The organism is Acidaminococcus fermentans DSM 20731 (assembly GCF_000025305.1).
Lineage (GTDB): Bacteria > Bacillota > Negativicutes > Acidaminococcales > Acidaminococcaceae > Acidaminococcus > Acidaminococcus fermentans.
The window spans coordinates 2,096,594-2,111,950 of the sequence record NC_013740.1 but is presented as its reverse complement, the minus strand read 5'-3'; the positions used below and the strand labels follow the sequence as shown (position 1 = coordinate 2,111,950).

At 58.7% G+C, this 15,357-nt stretch carries 13 protein-coding genes and 1 pseudogene; 12 read left to right on the top strand and 2 right to left on the bottom strand.

Annotation, left to right across the window (positions count from 1 at the left end; translation table 11 throughout):
* Nucleotides 1-4: 4 nt before the first annotated feature.
* A complete protein-coding gene (locus tag ACFER_RS09705) occupies nucleotides 5-1,261 on the top strand; it encodes a [Fe-Fe] hydrogenase large subunit C-terminal domain-containing protein (RefSeq protein WP_012939228.1) in 1,257 nt (418 codons plus the stop codon).
* A gap of 49 nt (nucleotides 1,262-1,310) precedes the next feature.
* Here the strand turns inward: ACFER_RS09705 and ACFER_RS09700 are convergent, their stop codons facing one another.
* Together ACFER_RS09700 and ACFER_RS09695 are read right to left on the bottom strand one after the other, a co-directional pair.
* A complete protein-coding gene (locus tag ACFER_RS09700; protein WP_148213946.1) occupies nucleotides 1,311-1,904 on the bottom strand; it encodes a hypothetical protein in 594 nt (197 codons plus the stop codon).
* A complete protein-coding gene (locus ACFER_RS09695) occupies nucleotides 1,792-2,328 on the bottom strand; it encodes a hypothetical protein (protein ID WP_012939226.1) in 537 nt (178 codons plus the stop codon). The genes ACFER_RS09700 and ACFER_RS09695 overlap by 113 nt, the downstream gene beginning before the upstream one ends.
* A gap of 475 nt (nucleotides 2,329-2,803) precedes the next feature.
* Between ACFER_RS09695 and ACFER_RS09690 the strand changes: the two genes are divergently transcribed.
* The 11 genes and pseudogenes from ACFER_RS09690 to ACFER_RS09640 all read left to right on the top strand — a co-directional run bounded on the left by ACFER_RS09690 (nucleotide 2,804) and on the right by ACFER_RS09640 (nucleotide 15,357).
* A complete protein-coding gene (locus ACFER_RS09690) occupies nucleotides 2,804-4,261 on the top strand; it encodes an aminotransferase class I/II-fold pyridoxal phosphate-dependent enzyme (protein WP_012939225.1) in 1,458 nt (485 codons plus the stop codon).
* A 16-nt stretch (nucleotides 4,262-4,277) separates the two neighbouring features.
* Nucleotides 4,278-5,159 (top strand): polyamine aminopropyltransferase, encoded by an 882-nt coding sequence (gene speE, locus ACFER_RS09685; RefSeq protein WP_012939224.1) that lies wholly within the window; start codon nucleotides 4,278-4,280, stop codon nucleotides 5,157-5,159.
* Complete coding sequence (speB, locus tag ACFER_RS09680) at nucleotides 5,146-6,000, top strand: agmatinase (protein WP_012939223.1); 855 nt, start codon at nucleotides 5,146-5,148, stop codon at nucleotides 5,998-6,000. The genes speE and speB overlap by 14 nt, the downstream gene beginning before the upstream one ends.
* A gap of 221 nt (nucleotides 6,001-6,221) precedes the next feature.
* Nucleotides 6,222-7,481, top strand: a complete 1,260-nt coding sequence (locus ACFER_RS09675) for a saccharopine dehydrogenase family protein (protein ID WP_012939222.1) — start codon at nucleotides 6,222-6,224, stop codon at nucleotides 7,479-7,481.
* Nucleotides 7,481-8,695, top strand: a complete 1,215-nt coding sequence (gene nspC / locus ACFER_RS09670; protein ID WP_012939221.1) for a carboxynorspermidine decarboxylase — start codon at nucleotides 7,481-7,483, stop codon at nucleotides 8,693-8,695. Before ACFER_RS09675 ends, nspC begins: the two co-directional genes overlap by 1 nt.
* Nucleotides 8,696-9,112: 417 nt before the next feature.
* Nucleotides 9,113-10,015, top strand: coding sequence for a phosphate ABC transporter substrate-binding protein (locus tag ACFER_RS09665; protein WP_012939220.1), 903 nt, complete (start codon nucleotides 9,113-9,115; stop codon nucleotides 10,013-10,015).
* A pseudogene (pstC, locus tag ACFER_RS09660) lies at nucleotides 10,008-10,933 on the top strand (phosphate ABC transporter permease subunit PstC). Before ACFER_RS09665 ends, pstC begins: the two are co-directional and overlap by 8 nt.
* Nucleotides 10,934-10,936: 3 nt before the next feature.
* On the top strand, nucleotides 10,937-11,809 hold the full coding sequence (pstA, locus tag ACFER_RS09655) for a phosphate ABC transporter permease PstA (protein WP_012939219.1): 873 nt from the start codon (nucleotides 10,937-10,939) through the stop codon (nucleotides 11,807-11,809).
* Nucleotides 11,802-12,587: a phosphate ABC transporter ATP-binding protein PstB gene (gene pstB / locus ACFER_RS09650; RefSeq protein ID WP_012939218.1), complete on the top strand. Its 786-nt coding sequence runs from the start codon at nucleotides 11,802-11,804 to the stop codon at nucleotides 12,585-12,587. The genes pstA and pstB overlap by 8 nt, the downstream gene beginning before the upstream one ends.
* Nucleotides 12,588-12,600: 13 nt before the next feature.
* The gene (gene phoU, locus ACFER_RS09645) at nucleotides 12,601-13,269 is read left to right on the top strand and encodes a phosphate signaling complex protein PhoU (RefSeq protein ID WP_012939217.1); all 669 of its coding nucleotides are present in this window, start codon (nucleotides 12,601-12,603) and stop codon (nucleotides 13,267-13,269) included.
* A gap of 222 nt (nucleotides 13,270-13,491) precedes the next feature.
* Nucleotides 13,492-15,357 (top strand): alkaline phosphatase, encoded by a 1,866-nt coding sequence (locus tag ACFER_RS09640; RefSeq protein WP_012939216.1) that lies wholly within the window; start codon nucleotides 13,492-13,494, stop codon nucleotides 15,355-15,357.

Below are 15,357 nucleotides of genomic sequence, written 5' to 3'. Positions count from 1 at the left end.
AAACATGGAAGAAAGCAAAGCGAAGAACCTGACTCTGGATGAACTGTATCACAAGATGCTGAAGCGGGCGGCGGAAGGGAAGAATGTGGAAGACATCGAAAACGCCGATCCCAAGATGATCGAATGTCTGGCCCATCCGGAAGACACCAGCCTGGTGTGGCGGGTGAAACCCTGCACCTGTTCTGAAGACAAACAGGCGGACTGCGTGAAGGTGTGTCAGTGGGATGCCATGCACCCCAGCGCTGACGGGGTCCAGATCGATCCGGACAAATGCGTGGGCTGCCAGGCCTGTGTGGATGCCTGCAAACTGGAATCCCTGAAGACCAAGAAGGACATCATCCCGGTGGTGGAAGAACTGAAGAAGGGGGATACCCCCATCTACGCCCTGGTGGCACCGGCTTTTTCCGGCCAGTTCGGTCCGGAAGTCACTGCCGGCAAGCTGCGGACGGCCCTGAAGCTGCTGGGCTTTTCCGGGATGCTGGAAGTGGCGGTGTTCGCCGATATCCTGACGTTGAAGGAAGCCCTTGAATTTGACAAGAACGTCAACAAGGAAGGGGACTTCCAGCTGACCAGCTGCTGCTGCCCCATGTGGATCGCCATGATCCGCCGGCTGTACCATCAGCTGATGCCCAATGTTCCCGGTTCCGTATCTCCCATGATCGCCGGGGGCCGGACGGTAAAAGTGCTCCATCCGGAAGCCAAGACCGTGTTCATCGGGCCCTGCATGGCCAAGAAGGCGGAAATCAAGGAACCGGATCTGAAGGGTGCCATCGACTACGTGCTCACCTATGAAGAACTCCGGGATCTGTTCTCCACCACCAAACTGGATCTGGCTTCCCTGGAAGAGGACAATGTGCCCCACGCTTCCAAGGCCGGGATCCGCTACGCCTATGCCGGCGGGGTGGCGGCGGCTGTGGATGCCACGGTGAAGAAGCTGAATCCCCACCGGAAGATCGAAATGAAGATCCGCCGGGCGGACAGCGTGCCGGAATGCCGGGCCATGATCGACAACATCCTGAAGGGGAACCATGAAGGGAACTTCTTCGAAGGCATGGGCTGCAAGGGCGGCTGCGTAGGCGGCCCCAAGGCCCTGGTGAACCGGGAGGAAGGCAAGAAGAACGTACAGGCCTACAGCGATGAGGCCCAGTACAACACCCCGGCGGAAAATCCCTACGTGATCGAGCTGCTGAAAAAGCTGGGCTTCGCTACGGTGGAGGAATTCCTGGCCAAGAGTGATCTGTACGACCGGAAGTTTGATTAAAAAAGGGGCTGTGAAAAAATGAGAAATCATTTTTTCACAGCCTTTTTTTTTATTCCTTCTTCTCCTTTCCCACCCCTGGCACCGTATCCACGTGGGGAATATGGACCGGATGGCCGGCGGCTGATGGGGCCTGGGGGGTTCCTTCCGGTCCGGTCGCGGGATGGAGACCGTGCCAGGACAGGTTGTTTTCCACGATGCCGTCCGGATTGGTGGCCACATGGGGCTGCACATAGGTGGTGCCCCCGTCAGGGGTGGAACGGAAGTAGCCGTTCACATGGTGTATGGGCACCGGGTGGCCATCTGCCGGCATAGGGACCTCGCCGGTGCCGTGGAAGCCGTCGGTGGTCTGGATCCCGTGGGTGCCATGGAATCCGTCCGTGCCATGGAATCCGTCCCCGCCCATGTGCCCGGTGTGGCCGGCGTCGGTAAAAGCGGCCCCGTCAAAGGCGCCCAGGATTTTCAGGAAGGGCAGCAGGAAGGAAAGCACCACCAGGGGCAGGCCGAACAGCACCGTCAGGGCATTGCGGCTTTCATACCCCCTCCGGTAGGCCAGCCAAAGCAGCAGGTGGACCAGGAGCACCGGGAGACCGGCGGCCAGGAGCAGGGCCGGGTAGGCCAGGAAATGCCGGAGCTGCCAGGGCAAACAGGTGGTTCAGAGTCACCAGTTTGTAGCAGGCTTCCACCAGCGCCCAGCCCAGCCGCATCCGGTCGGCAAACAGATGGTAGTACAGCAGATAGACCAGGAAGCCGCTGGCCAGCAGCTGGGCGTTCTGGATCACGTACCGGATCCGGAGGATGAAGAACACGATGCCGATGATGAGGAAAATCAGGGCCGCCGGAGGAAAGAACCGGGACAGGAACAGGATGGCCCCGGTGAAGACCAGCATGGTCCAGAGCATGGGGGCGGTTTCCACCAGAAGGAACAGCACCCAGCCCGCAATGGCGGCGGTATAGTGGCCCCGGCCCGCCCAGCCCAGGGTGTAATACCCCAGTCCCCACAGGGCCAGCAGGCTCCCCCAGTGCCAGGGGTTCCGCACCTGGGCCCGTATCCATTCCTCCCGTGTCATCCAACCAGCTCCCTTCAAAAAGTCTGTCCCCATGGTAGCACGGGGGAAGGGAGAAAGACAAGATGAAATTGACAACGGGGTGGGGGTATGTTAAAATTTTTACGATTTGAAAATTCGGTCACGTGTTTTCAAAACCTTCATCGGACCACTGGACAAGATTACGTCTTTCGGGACGGCTGTCCGGTCAAGGCCATACGGACAGCCGGGTCCACTGCCGAACTGGCGGCAACTGGTTTGCAGCCTTATTGATTGAACCTGTGGGTTCAACTTTTATAAGTTGGTTACTTCATAACCGCAATGCGTCTGTGCGCAGACTTGTGAAACGGTCAATAAGAGTCGTTCGTAACGGGGAGATTCCCTGAAAAGAAGCAAACCGCCATACCGGATGAGACCTTATTACGCAAGCTGCAAAGAGGCAGCTTGCGTTTTTTTTGCAGGAAGCAGAGACAGCAGCAATACTGGGGAGGGAAAGAGCTTGGAAAAACAATATCGGTTGAAGCAGGATCGGGCCCCCATCTATGAGGCCCTGGAACGGTTCCGGAAGATGCGGGTGGTGCCCTTTGACGTGCCCGGCCACAAACGGGGCCGGGGAAATCCGGAACTGACGGATTTTCTGGGAGAAAAATGCGTGGGGGTGGATGTAAACAGCATGAAGCCCCTGGACAACCTGTGCCATCCGGTGTCGGTGATCCGGGAGGCGGAACAGCTGGCCGCCGACGCCTTTGGGGCCAGCCAGGCTTTCCTGATGGTGGGGGGGACCACCAGCGCTGTCCAGTCCATGATCCTGTCCGCCTGCAAACGGGGGGACAAGATCATCCTGCCCCGGAATGTCCACAAAAGCATGATCAACGCCCTGGTGCTCTGCGGGGCCATCCCGGTGTACGTGAACCCGGATGTGGACAAGCGGCTGGGAATCAGCCTGGGGATGAAACGGGATGCAGTGGCCAAGGCCATCCGGGAAAATCCGGACGCGGTGGCGGTGGTGGTGAACAACCCCACCTATTACGGGGTGTGCAGCGATCTCCGGGCCATTGTGAAAATGGCCCATGACGCGGGGATGCTGTGCCTGGCGGATGAAGCCCACGGCACCCACTTCTACTTCGGCAGCGGCCTGCCCGTATCCGCCATGGCCGCCGGCGCCGACATGGCCGCCATCTCCATGCACAAAAGCGGGGGCAGCCTGACCCAGTCCAGCTTCCTGCTCACCGGGCCCAAGGTCCACGCCGGGTATGTGCGGCAGATCATCAACCTGACCCAGACCACCTCCGGCAGCTACCTGCTGATGTCCAGCCTGGACATCAGCCGCCGGCGGCTGGCCCTCCACGGCCGGGAGATCTTCCACAAAGTGGTGGATATGGCGGAATACGCCCGGCAGGAAATCAACAACATCGGGGGCTACTACGCCTTCGGCCGGGAACTGATGAACGGGGATTCCGTCTTTGATTTCGACAACACAAAACTGAGCATCCACACCCTGGACATCGGCCTGGCCGGCATCGAAGTGTACGACATCCTCCGGGATGACTACGACATCCAGATCGAGTTCGGGGATATCGGCAACATCCTGGCCTACCTGTCCATGGGGGACCGGATCCAGGATCTGGAACGGCTGGTCAGCGCCCTGGCGGAAATCCGCCGCCGGTACCAGAAGGATCCCACCGGCATGCTTACCCAGGAATATGTGGAACCGGTGGTGGTCACCAGTCCCCAGGAAGCCTTCTATGCGGACAAGATCAGCCTGCCCCTGGAGCAGTGCGAAGGCCGGGTGTGCAGCGAATTCGTCATGTGCTATCCGCCGGGGATCCCGCTGCTGGCACCGGGCGAAAAAATCACCAAAACCGTACTGGAACATATCCGGTACGCCAAAGAAAAGGGCTGCAGCATGACCGGTTCAGAAGATCCGGAACTGAAGCACCTGAATGTACTGGCATAAGAGGGGGATACAACCAATGGAAATGTGGTTCAGCGAATTCCATACACCGGATGTGAAACACAGCCTCCGGGTGAACCGTCACCTGTTCTCCAAACAGAGTGACTTCCAGCGGATCGATATTTTCGAAACGCCGGAATTCGGCCGGGTCCTGACACTGGACGGCAATGTGATGCTGACGGAACGGGACGAATTCATTTACGACGAAATGATGACCCATGTACCCATGGCGGTCCACAAGGGCATCAAGGACATCCTGGTGATCGGCGCCGGGGACGGGGGCGTGGTCCGGGAACTGACCCGGTACGACCGGGTGGAGAAAATCGATCTGGTGGAAATGGACCCCATGGTGGTGGAAGCCTGCCGGAACTATCTGCCCGGGAACGCCTGCCGGATGGATGACCGGCGGGTGCACATCTATTTTGAAAATGCCCTGAAATTCATCCGCCACCGGGAAAATTCCTATGACCTGATCATTGTGGATTCCGTGGATCCTTTCGGTCCTTCCGAAGGGTTCTTTACCCGGGAATTCTACGGCAGCTGCTACAACGCCCTCCGGGAAGACGGGATCATGGTGAACCAGCAGGGGAGCCCCTTCTACAAGGAAGACGCCATCGCCATGCAGCGGAGCCACCAGCGGATCGTCAGTACCTTCCCCATCAGCAAGGTGTACCAGGCCCATATCCCCACCTATGCGGCGGGCTACTGGACCTTCGGCTTCGCCAGCAAAAAGTACCATCCCATCAACGACCTGGATGCTCCGGCCTGGGAAGCCCTGAACATGCACACCCGGTACTACACCACCCGGCTCCATGTGGGAGCCTTCTGGCTGCCGGCCTTCCTGGAGGAGATGCTGAAGGAAGTGGAAACGGAAGAAGGGTGCCAAAATGCTGAAAAATAACGTGGAAACCTTCCTGGCCTGTGATGCTCCCTATGAGGACGCCAAAATCGTCCTGTTCGGGGCGCCCTTTGATTCCACCACCAGCTTCCGGCCCGGGACCCGGTTCGGGTCTTCTGCCATCCGCCACGAAAGCTTCGGGCTGGAAACTTACAGCCCCTACCAGGACAAGGATCTGGAAGAGTACGCCGTTTTTGACAGCGGGGATCTGGAACTGTGCTTCGGCAGTTCGGAAATGGCCCTCCAGGACATTGAGGAACGGACGGCCACCATCCTCCAGGACGGGAAACTGCCTTTCATGGTGGGGGGCGAGCACCTGGTGACCCTGGGGGCTTTCCGGGCAGTGCTGAAAAAGTACCCGGATGTCCAGATCATCCACTTCGATGCCCACACGGACCTGCGGGACGATTACCTGGGGGTCAAACTGAGCCATGCCTGCGTAATCCGCCGGTGCCACGACCTGATCGGGGACGGAAAGATCCATCAGTTCTGCATCCGCAGCGGGGAAAAGGCGGAATGGCAGTTCGCCCGGCAGCACACGGACCTGCATCCCTTCAGCTTCGGAGGGCTGGAACAGCTGGTCCGGAATCTGGAAAAGAGTCAGGTTCCGGTGTACTTCACCATCGACCTGGACTGCCTGGATCCTTCGGTGTTCCCGGGGACCGGTACCCCGGAAGCCGGGGGCGTCACCTTCATGGCGCTGCTGAACGCCCTGCGGCTGGTGGCCCGGACAAATGTGGTGGCCGCCGACGTGAACGAACTGGCACCCATGCTGGATGCCAGCGGCGCCTCCACCGCCGTGGCCTGCAAAGTGGTCCGGGAACTGCTGCTGGCGCTGTTGTAAGGCTGCCCGGAGGGCAACCTCGGTCTCGAGTCTCGAGTCACGGGTCTCGGGCCGAAGGATAAATTTGCAGGTAAAATTTTTAAACGTGTAAACCGGATCCGTAGGGGCTCCACGCCGGGGAGCCCGCCGAATTACAGACAGTATGTGCAGCAAGCGGGCCGTCAGGCCTGCGGCCCCTACGGTTTTATCTGAGAATACAAGAAGTCAAGGAGGAAAATACTATGAGCAGAGTCCTTGTTATCGGCTGCGGCGGGGTTGCTTCCGTGGCCATCCAGAAATGCTGTCAGGTCAGCGATGTGTTCACCGAACTGTGCATTGCCAGCCGGACCAAATCCAAATGCGATGCCCTGGCGGAAAAACTGAAGGGAAAAACCGCCACCAAAGTCACCACTGCCCAGGTGGATGCGGACCAGGTGGATCAGGTGATCGCCCTCATCAAAAGCTACAAACCGGATCTGGTGATGAACATCGCCCTGCCCTACCAGGATCTGACCATCATGGACGCCTGCCTGGCCTGCGGGGTGAACTACATGGATACCGCCAACTACGAACCGGAAGACACCGATGATCCCCAATGGAGGGCCATCTACGAAAAACGCTGCAAGGAAGAAGGGTTCTCCGCCTACTTCGATTACAGCTGGCAGTGGGCCTACAAGGAAAAATTCGAAAAAGCCGGCCTCACCGCCCTGCTGGGCTGCGGGTTCGATCCCGGGGTGACCCAGGCTTACTGCGCCTATGCCCAGAAGCATGAATTCGACACCATCGACACCATCGACATCCTGGACTGCAACGGCGGGGACCATGGGTATGCCTTTGCCACCAACTTCAACCCGGAAGTGAACCTGCGGGAAGTGTCCGCCCCTGGCAGCTACTGGGAAAACGGCCACTGGGTGGAAATCCCGGCTATGAGCATCAAACGGGAATATGATTTCGACCAGGTGGGCGAAAAGGATATGTACCTGCTCCACCACGAAGAAATCGAAAGCCTGGCCAAGAACATCCCCGGGGTGAAACGGATCCGGTTCTTCATGACCTTCGGCCAGAGCTACCTGGACCATATGCGCTGCCTGGAGGATGTGGGCATGCTGTCCACTACCCCCATCAACTTTGAAGGCCACGAAATCGTTCCCATCAAATTCCTCAAGGCCCTGCTGCCGGATCCCGCCAGCCTGGGTCCCCGGACCAAGGGCAAGACCAACATCGGCTGCATCTTCACCGGGAAGAAGGACGGGAAGGACAAGACCTATTACATCTACAACGTGTGCGACCACCAGGCCTGCTACCGGGAAGTGGGCAGCCAGGCCATCAGCTACACCACCGGCGTACCGGCCATGTGCGGTGCCCTGATGCTGCTCACCGGCAAATGGACCACTCCCGGCGTCCATACGGTGGAAGAATTCGATCCGGATCCCTTCCTGGATGCCCTGGACAAGCACGGCCTGCCCCGGAGCGAATCCCATGATCCGGCGCTGGTGAAATAATGGACTGGAACAAGGTGCGGGAGGACCGTCCCGCCTTTGCGGGCCTGCAGGGGAAAACACCGGAGGCCGCTTTCGGCCGGCTGGGCACCCCCTGCTACATCCTGGACAAGGCGGCCCTCCGCCGGAACGGGGAGATCCTGAAAGGGGTACAGGACCGGACGGGCTGCCGGATCCTCCTGGCCCAGAAGGCTTTTTCCAACTACGACCTGTACCCGGTGCTGGAACCGTACCTGGCGGGCACCGAAGCCAGCGGCCTCTATGAGGCGAAGCTGGGCCGGGAAGCCATGCCGGGGAAGGAAGTCCACGTGTTCTGCGGGGCCTACCGGGCCGACCAGATGGAAGAAGTCTGCCAGGTGGCGGATCACATTGTGTTCAATTCGCCCCGGCAGCTGAAAACCTATGGCCCCATGGCCAAAAAGGCCGGGAAAAGCGTGGGGCTCCGGATCAATCCGGAATGTTCCACCCAGGAAGGCCACGCCATCTATGATCCCTGTGCCCCCGGCAGCCGGATGGGGACCACCCGGGCCCAGTGGGATGCCTGGATGACTCCGGATCTGGTGGAGCTCCTGGACGGGATCCATTTCCACACCCTGTGCGAACAGGATGCGGATGATCTGAAAAAGACCCTGGATGCGGTGGAAGAGAAGTTCGGGGATGTGCTGCCCAAAATGAAATGGGTGAACATGGGGGGTGGGCACCACATTACCCGTCCGGGCTACCATATCCCCCTGCTGGAAGAATGCATCCGCCGGGCCCAGAAGGCCTGGGATGTGACCGTGTACCTGGAACCGGGAGAGGCCTGTGCCCTGAATGCCGGCTACCTGGCCACCCGGGTGCTGGATGTGGTGGAAAACGGGGATGTGAAGATCGCCATCCTGGACACCAGCGCTGCCTGCCATATGCCGGACGTGCTGGAAATGCCCTACCGGCCCCCTCTGTACGGAGCCGGGGAACCGGGAGAACGGGCGGTGACCTGGCGCCTGGGCAGCGGCACCTGCCTGTCTGGGGATGTGGCCGGAGACTACAGCTTCGACGGGGACCTGGAAGTGGGGGACATGCTGCTTTTCGGAGACATGGCCATCTACACCACCTGCAAGAACAACACCTTCAACGGCATGCCTCTGCCGGACATCGACGTGCTGGAAGAGGACGGCTCGGTAAAGGTGCTGAAAAAGTTCGGATACGAAGATTTCAAGATGAGATTGGGGAGGTAAAGAGCTCAGCCCTTTACCTGTCAACTGTCAACAGTCAACGGCCAAAGGAAGCCAGCAAAGCTGGCTTTGAACAACGGCAACCGTTATATAAATCGTTCCTGTAGGGGCGGCAGGCCCGGCCGCCCGCCAAATCAGCAGCTGACCATGTGTTTTGCGGGGCGCCGGGCCTGCGCCCCCTACGGTTTATGCTGTTTCAAAATCAATTTGCAAAAATTGATTTCCATCGGCTGCTGACCGCTGACCGTTGACAGCTGACAAAAAAAGAGATGTGAAAAAATGAGAAATCATTTTTTCACATCTCTTTTTTACAATTCTTTACAAAACCCTGCCCTTACTTTTTACATGACTCTGGTATCTTATAGCCATAGACAAAAGCAATACTGTCATCAAGGAAATTCTGTAAGGGGAGCGATGAAGATGATCTTGAAAAACAAATGGAAAAAGCTGGCTGTGACGGTCCTGGCAGGGATGATGGTCATGGGAGCCCTGGGCTGCGGCGGGCAGAAAGCCGCTGACACCAAGAAACCGGCTGCGGTCAGCGGCAACATCACCGGATCCGGTTCTTCCGCTCTGCTGCCGCTGGTGAAGGATGCCGCCGAAAGCTTCAAGAAGCAGCACAAGGAAGTCAGCATCAGCCTGAACGCCGGAGGATCCGGCATGGGCCTGAAACAGGTATCCGACGGTTCCGTGGATATGGGGAACTCCGACGTGCCGGCCGCTTCCAAACTGCCCAAGGAAAAAGCGGATAAACTGGTGGACCACAAAATCTGCGTCATGACCGTGGCCACCATCGTCAACAAGGATGTGGCGGAAAAAGTCAAGAGCCTGACCAAACAGCAGCTCACCGACATCTTCACCGCCAAGATCACCAACTGGAAAGAAGTGGGCGGCCCGGATGAACCCATCACCCTGGTGACCCGGCCCAAGACTTCCGGCACCCGTGCCCTGTTCAGCAAATACGCCATGGGCGGTGCGGAAGAAGCCGCCAACAAATCCCTGGAAACCGATAACTCCGGTCTGCTGGTCCAGAGCGTAGCCCAGAACAAAGGGGCCATCGGGTATGTGGCCCTGCCCTACCTGACCAAGAACGACACGGTGGCCACCGTTGCCATCGACGGCGTGGCTCCCACTCTGGAAAACACCTATTCCGGCAAGTACAATGTATGGGGTTATGAACATGTTTACACCGGTAAAAATCCGAAAGCGGCTGTAAAAGCCTTCCTGGATTACCTGCTGTCCGCCGATTACGGCAAACGGATCGAAGAACTGGGGTATGGTGTAAGCAGCAAGATGCAGGTCAAAGATACCGCTCATGATTAACGAAAAGGTTTCAAAAAAACTGGTGCAGGTACACCGCAAAGAGTCCCTGTCACAGTCCGTGATCACGGCCTGCGGCATTGCAGCGGCCCTGCTGCCTTTCCTGATGGCCGCTTTCCTTCTTGTGAAGGGAAGCGGCACCTTTTGGGATTTCGGCCACAACATAACCGAATTCCTGTTTTCCGCCCAGTGGAAGCCCAGTGACACCATGGAGGGCGGGGGCCAGGTAGGGGCCGCCATGTTCATCAGCGGTTCCCTGGTTACCTGCTTCCTGTCCCTGGTGTTTGCCCTGCCGGTGAGCCTGGCGGCGGCCATTTATATGTCGGAAATGGCTTCTCCCGGAGTCCAGCGGCTGATCCGTCCCATTGTGGAAATGTTCACCGGGATCCCTTCCGTCATTTACGGCTGGGTGGGGCTTACCGTGCTGGTGCCCTTCCTGCGGAAAATCTTCCCCATGCCCTTCGGGTTCTCGGTACTGGCCGCAGCCCTGGTACTGGCGGTGATGATCTTCCCGGTGATCACCACCATGGCCGCTGATGCCATGCTGGCGGTGCCCAAAAGCTGGAGGGATGCCTCCTATGGCCTGGGGGCCACCCGGTGGGAAACCATCCGGAACGTGATCCTGCCGGCAGCCCAGCGGGGCATCTTCACCGGCGTGGTGCTGGGCCTCGTGCCCTGGGAGAAGCCCTGGCGGTGGCCATGGTCATCGGCCAGATGAAACGGTTCCCCACTTCCCTGTTCATGCCGGCTTCCACCATGACCACGGTGATCGCCAACGACATGGGGGGCGCCATGGAAGGCGGGGAATACAGTGCAGCCCTGTGGACCCTGGGCCTGCTGCTGTTCGTGATTTCCTTTATCCTGATCTTTATCATCCACACTTTTGGGAAAGATCCCCTGAAGCTGAAAGAGGAGGAGTGAGCCATGGGAGACCTTGCACAGAAAAAAGCCATGGACCGGTTCATGAGCCTGCTCTTTACAGCCGGGGCGGCCGGTTCCGCCATCCTGCTCTTCGCCTTTATCCTGGATGTGGTGGGACAGGGCCTGGGGGCCCTTACGGCAGATATCCTGCTGAGCCTCCGGGACATGTTCTTCAACACCCTGTATCTGGTGTTCCTGGCCCTGGTGATCAGTGCCCTGTGGGGCATCCCCGCCGGGATCTATCTGGCGGAATACGCCCGGGACGGGAAGCTGACCAACTGGGTGCGGATGGCGGTGGAGACCCTGTCCTCCCTGCCGTCCATCGTGGTGGGCCTGTTCGGCTACCTGGTGTTCATCGTCATGACCGGTTCCCAGTGGAACCTGATGGCCGGCGCCCTGTCCGTGTCCATCCTGACCCTGCCCCTTATGGTGTCGGTGACGGAAAACGCCCTGAAGGACCTGCCGCCGGAATACACCCTGGGCAGCCTGGGGCTGGGGGCCTCCAAATGGCAGACCATCTGGAACGTGCTGCTGCCGGCCTGTCTGCCCCGGATCATGACCGGCCTGATTCTGGCCGCCGGCCGGGGCTTCGGGGAAGCTGCCGCGCTGATGTTCACCGCCGGCATGTCCACGGACATCGACTGGGGGAACTGGAATATGAGTTCCACCACCTGTCCTTTGAATCCTTTCCGCCCCGGGGAAACCCTGGCTCTCCATGTGTGGGTCATGCGGACGGAAGCCCTGAGCCCGGATGCGGCGAAAATCGCCGGGGTCACCTCTGCCATCCTGATGCTAGTGGTGGTGCTGTTCAACGTACTGGCCCGGTATATCAGCTGGCGGCTGGAAAAGAAGATGGAGGGAACTGCAGATGACTGAACAAGGAAACGGACCGGTTTCTCCGGAAACCCTGGTCTTCGATATCCGGCACCTGAACCTGTTTTACGGAAAACATCAGGCTCTGAAGGATATCAATATGCAAGTGAAACGCAATGAAATCACCGCCCTGATCGGGCCTTCCGGGTGCGGCAAAAGTACCCTGCTCAAGACCCTGAACCGGATGAACGACTGGGTATCCGGGTGCCGGGTGGAAGGACAGATCCTGTTCGAAGGAAAGGATATTTTCAAGGAAGTGGACCCTCTGGCCCTCCGGTATCGGGTGGGCATGGTGTTCCAGCAGCCTTCTCCTTTTCCCAAGAGCATTTTTGACAACGTGGCCTACGGGCCCCGGGTCCAGGGCATCACCAACAAGGCCCAGCTGGCGGACATCGTGGAAAAGAGCCTGCGCCAGGCGGCCATCTGGGACGAACTGAAGGACCGGCTGGACAAAAGCGCCCTGGGGCTCTCCGGCGGGCAGCAGCAGCGTCTGTGCATCGCCCGGACCCTGGCGGCCCAGCCTTCGGTGATCCTCATGGACGAACCCACCTCCGCCCTGGATCCCATTTCCACCCAGAAAATCGAAGACCTGGCCCTGGAATTGAAAAAGGACTACACCATCGTCATCGTCACTCACAACATGCAGCAGGCCAGCCGGATTTCCGACAAAACGGCCTTCTTCTACCTGGGTGAACTGGTGGAAATGAACGATACGGAAACCCTGTTCACCAATCCTTCCGAACCTCGGACGGAATCTTATATCACCGGCCGGTTCGGCTGAGAGAGGAGCCATTATGAGAGATGCCTATGTAAAGACCCTGGTGGAAATCCAGGACGATGTGCGGGTGCTCATCGGCAATCTGGAAAAGACCCTGGAGGAAACCAAGACGGCCCTGTTCACCCAGAATCTGGACAAAGCCCGGATTGTCCGGGATGGGGACGATCAGTTCGACGAACAGATCCGGGGGATCATGCGGAAGGACCTGACCGTCCAGGTGCTCCAGTCTCCGGTGGCTTCCGACTGGCGGAGCCTGATGGGGACTTTCCGGGTGCTCAGCGAACTGGAACGGATTGCGGACCACTGCTCCGACATGGCCCTGTACATTGCCCGGATTTTGGAACGGAATCCGGTGGTGAAGCCTCCGGAAGGGTTTAAAGAGATGTACGAGGATATGCAGTCCCTGCTGGAAGAAAGCTTCCGGTGCTACCTGGAAGGGGACGACGAAAAGGCCCGGTACATCGGGGACAAGGACGATATCGTGGACGCGGATTTCGAGCGTCTGCTGCCCCGGCTCACCGACGCCATCAAGGATGACCCGGCAGATGTGGCCTCCTACGTGGATTACGTGCTGCTCCTGAAATACATGGAACGGACCGCCGACCACGGCACCAACATCGGCAACTGGGTGCTGTACATGAAAAAGAACCTGTTGAAAGGGGACAACGGGTTTACGATGGACTGAGGAAAAAGGACTGCTGCGTGCGCAGCAGTCCTTTTTTTGGTCGCGGGTCGCGACCCGTGACCAGGGGGCTGCTTCAGCAGCACCCTTAAAATTTGACACAAATTTGACAAACCGTTGACTGGAATCTGACAGAGACCGCCTATAGTTATACCTGTGCAGACAACAAGTTCATTTTTGCTTTCCCTGCACCAACCAGCAGGGAAAGGTTTAGGAGGCATATCCATGGAAAAAAAGTGGCTGAAACGAGCGATCCTGTCAGCGGTGCTGGGAAGTTCCTTCCTGGGCCTGCTGCCCTCTGTGGAAGCGGCGGAAGTCCGCATCCTGCCGGTGGACCGGGCCAAATTCTGGGCCGGAGCCAAATTTGACTTCGATGTGGAAGTCAAAGGGGACCAGCAGCTGAAGGACGTGGCCATCACCGTCAACGGCCAGCCTGCGGACAAATTCTTCGGGCAGAAACTGGTGAAGAAGGATCTGGGCAACGGGGTCACTTCCTACCGGGCTGACCAGGTCACCTTCCCCAAGACCGGTGCTTATGAAGTGAAGGTCACCGCCCAGGACGGGGCCGGCAAAGGGGTTTCCGCCGCCGGTTATACCGTGGTCAGCGAAAAGGCGCCCAAACGGGCCAAGAACGTGATCCTGTTCGTGGGGGACGGCATGAGCCTCCAGGCCCGGGAAATCGCCCGGATCCTGTCCAAGGGTCTGACCAACGGGAAATACAATGATCTTCTGGCCATGGAAAAACTGGAGCACAATGCGGTGATCACCACCAGCGGCTATGATTCCCTGGTCACCGACAGTGCCAACTCCGCTTCCGCCTATGCCACCGGCCACAAATCCGTGGTGAACGCCATGGGGGTCTATGAAGATTCCACCAAGGATCCTTTTGATGACCCCAAAGTGGAAAATATCTCCGAAATCGTGAAACGGACCCGGGGCATGTCCGTGGGGGTCGTCACCCAGGCCGAATCCACCGACGCCACCCCGGCTGCCATGATCGGCCATACCCGCCGCCGGGCCAGACAGGACTGGCTGGCCAGCAGCTACCTGGACCAGTACCACCGTCCCGATGTGATCATGGGCGGAGGCTCTGCCCGGTACCTGCCCAAGAGCACCCCGGGATCCAAACGGAAGGACGATGAAAACGTAATCCAGGAATTCAAGGACCTGGGCTACACCTTTGTGGGCACTTCCACGGAAATGAAAGCGGCGCCCAGCGACAAACCGCTGCTGGGGCTGTTCCACACCGGTACCATGAACGTGTACCTGGACCGGGAAATGCTGAAGGATCCCCAGGTGCTGAAAGGGTTCACCGACCAGCCCAACCTGATGGACATGACCAAAAAATCCCTGGACATCCTGTCCAAGAATCCCAACGGCTTTTTCGCCATGATCGAAGGGGCTTCCATCGACAAGCAGCTCCATGTGATGGACTGGCAGCGGGCAGCCTATGATACCATTGAATTCGACAAGGCCATCCAGTATGCGGAAGACTGGAACAGGAAACGGGGGAACGATACCCTGATCATCGTTCTGGCCGACCATGCCCATGGGGTTTCCATCAGCGGCACTTACCATGAACGGGATGGGAAGAAAGGCACGGAAGCCGTCCGGGTGTACCAGAATTCCGTATTCCCCACCTTCAAGGATGAAAATCATGACGGATTCCCGGACAATCCGGATCCGGATGTGACCCTGGCCGTCCAGTACGCCAACCATCCGGAATACTACGAAAACTACCACTTCATGAAGAAACCCACCCCGCCGGCCCTGTCCGTAACGGAAACCAAACAGGAACAGTCCGCCATCGGGGACAAGGTGGAATTCCATCAGGTGACCAAGGCCAGCTCCAAGGCCAACCCGGCCCGGATCCATCCGGGAGACCCGGCGGAACTGATGCCTGCCAACACTCCCAAGGACGATCCCCAGGAATGCCACAGCGCCGATGATATTCTGCTGAACGCCGGCGGTCCCGGTTCCGAATACTTCAAGGGCACCATGGACAACACGGAAGTGTTCTTCGGGATGCTGCGGGCCCTGGGTATCGACGGCAACAAAACCAAAGTCCACCTGACCCAGGCCAGGAAGTGA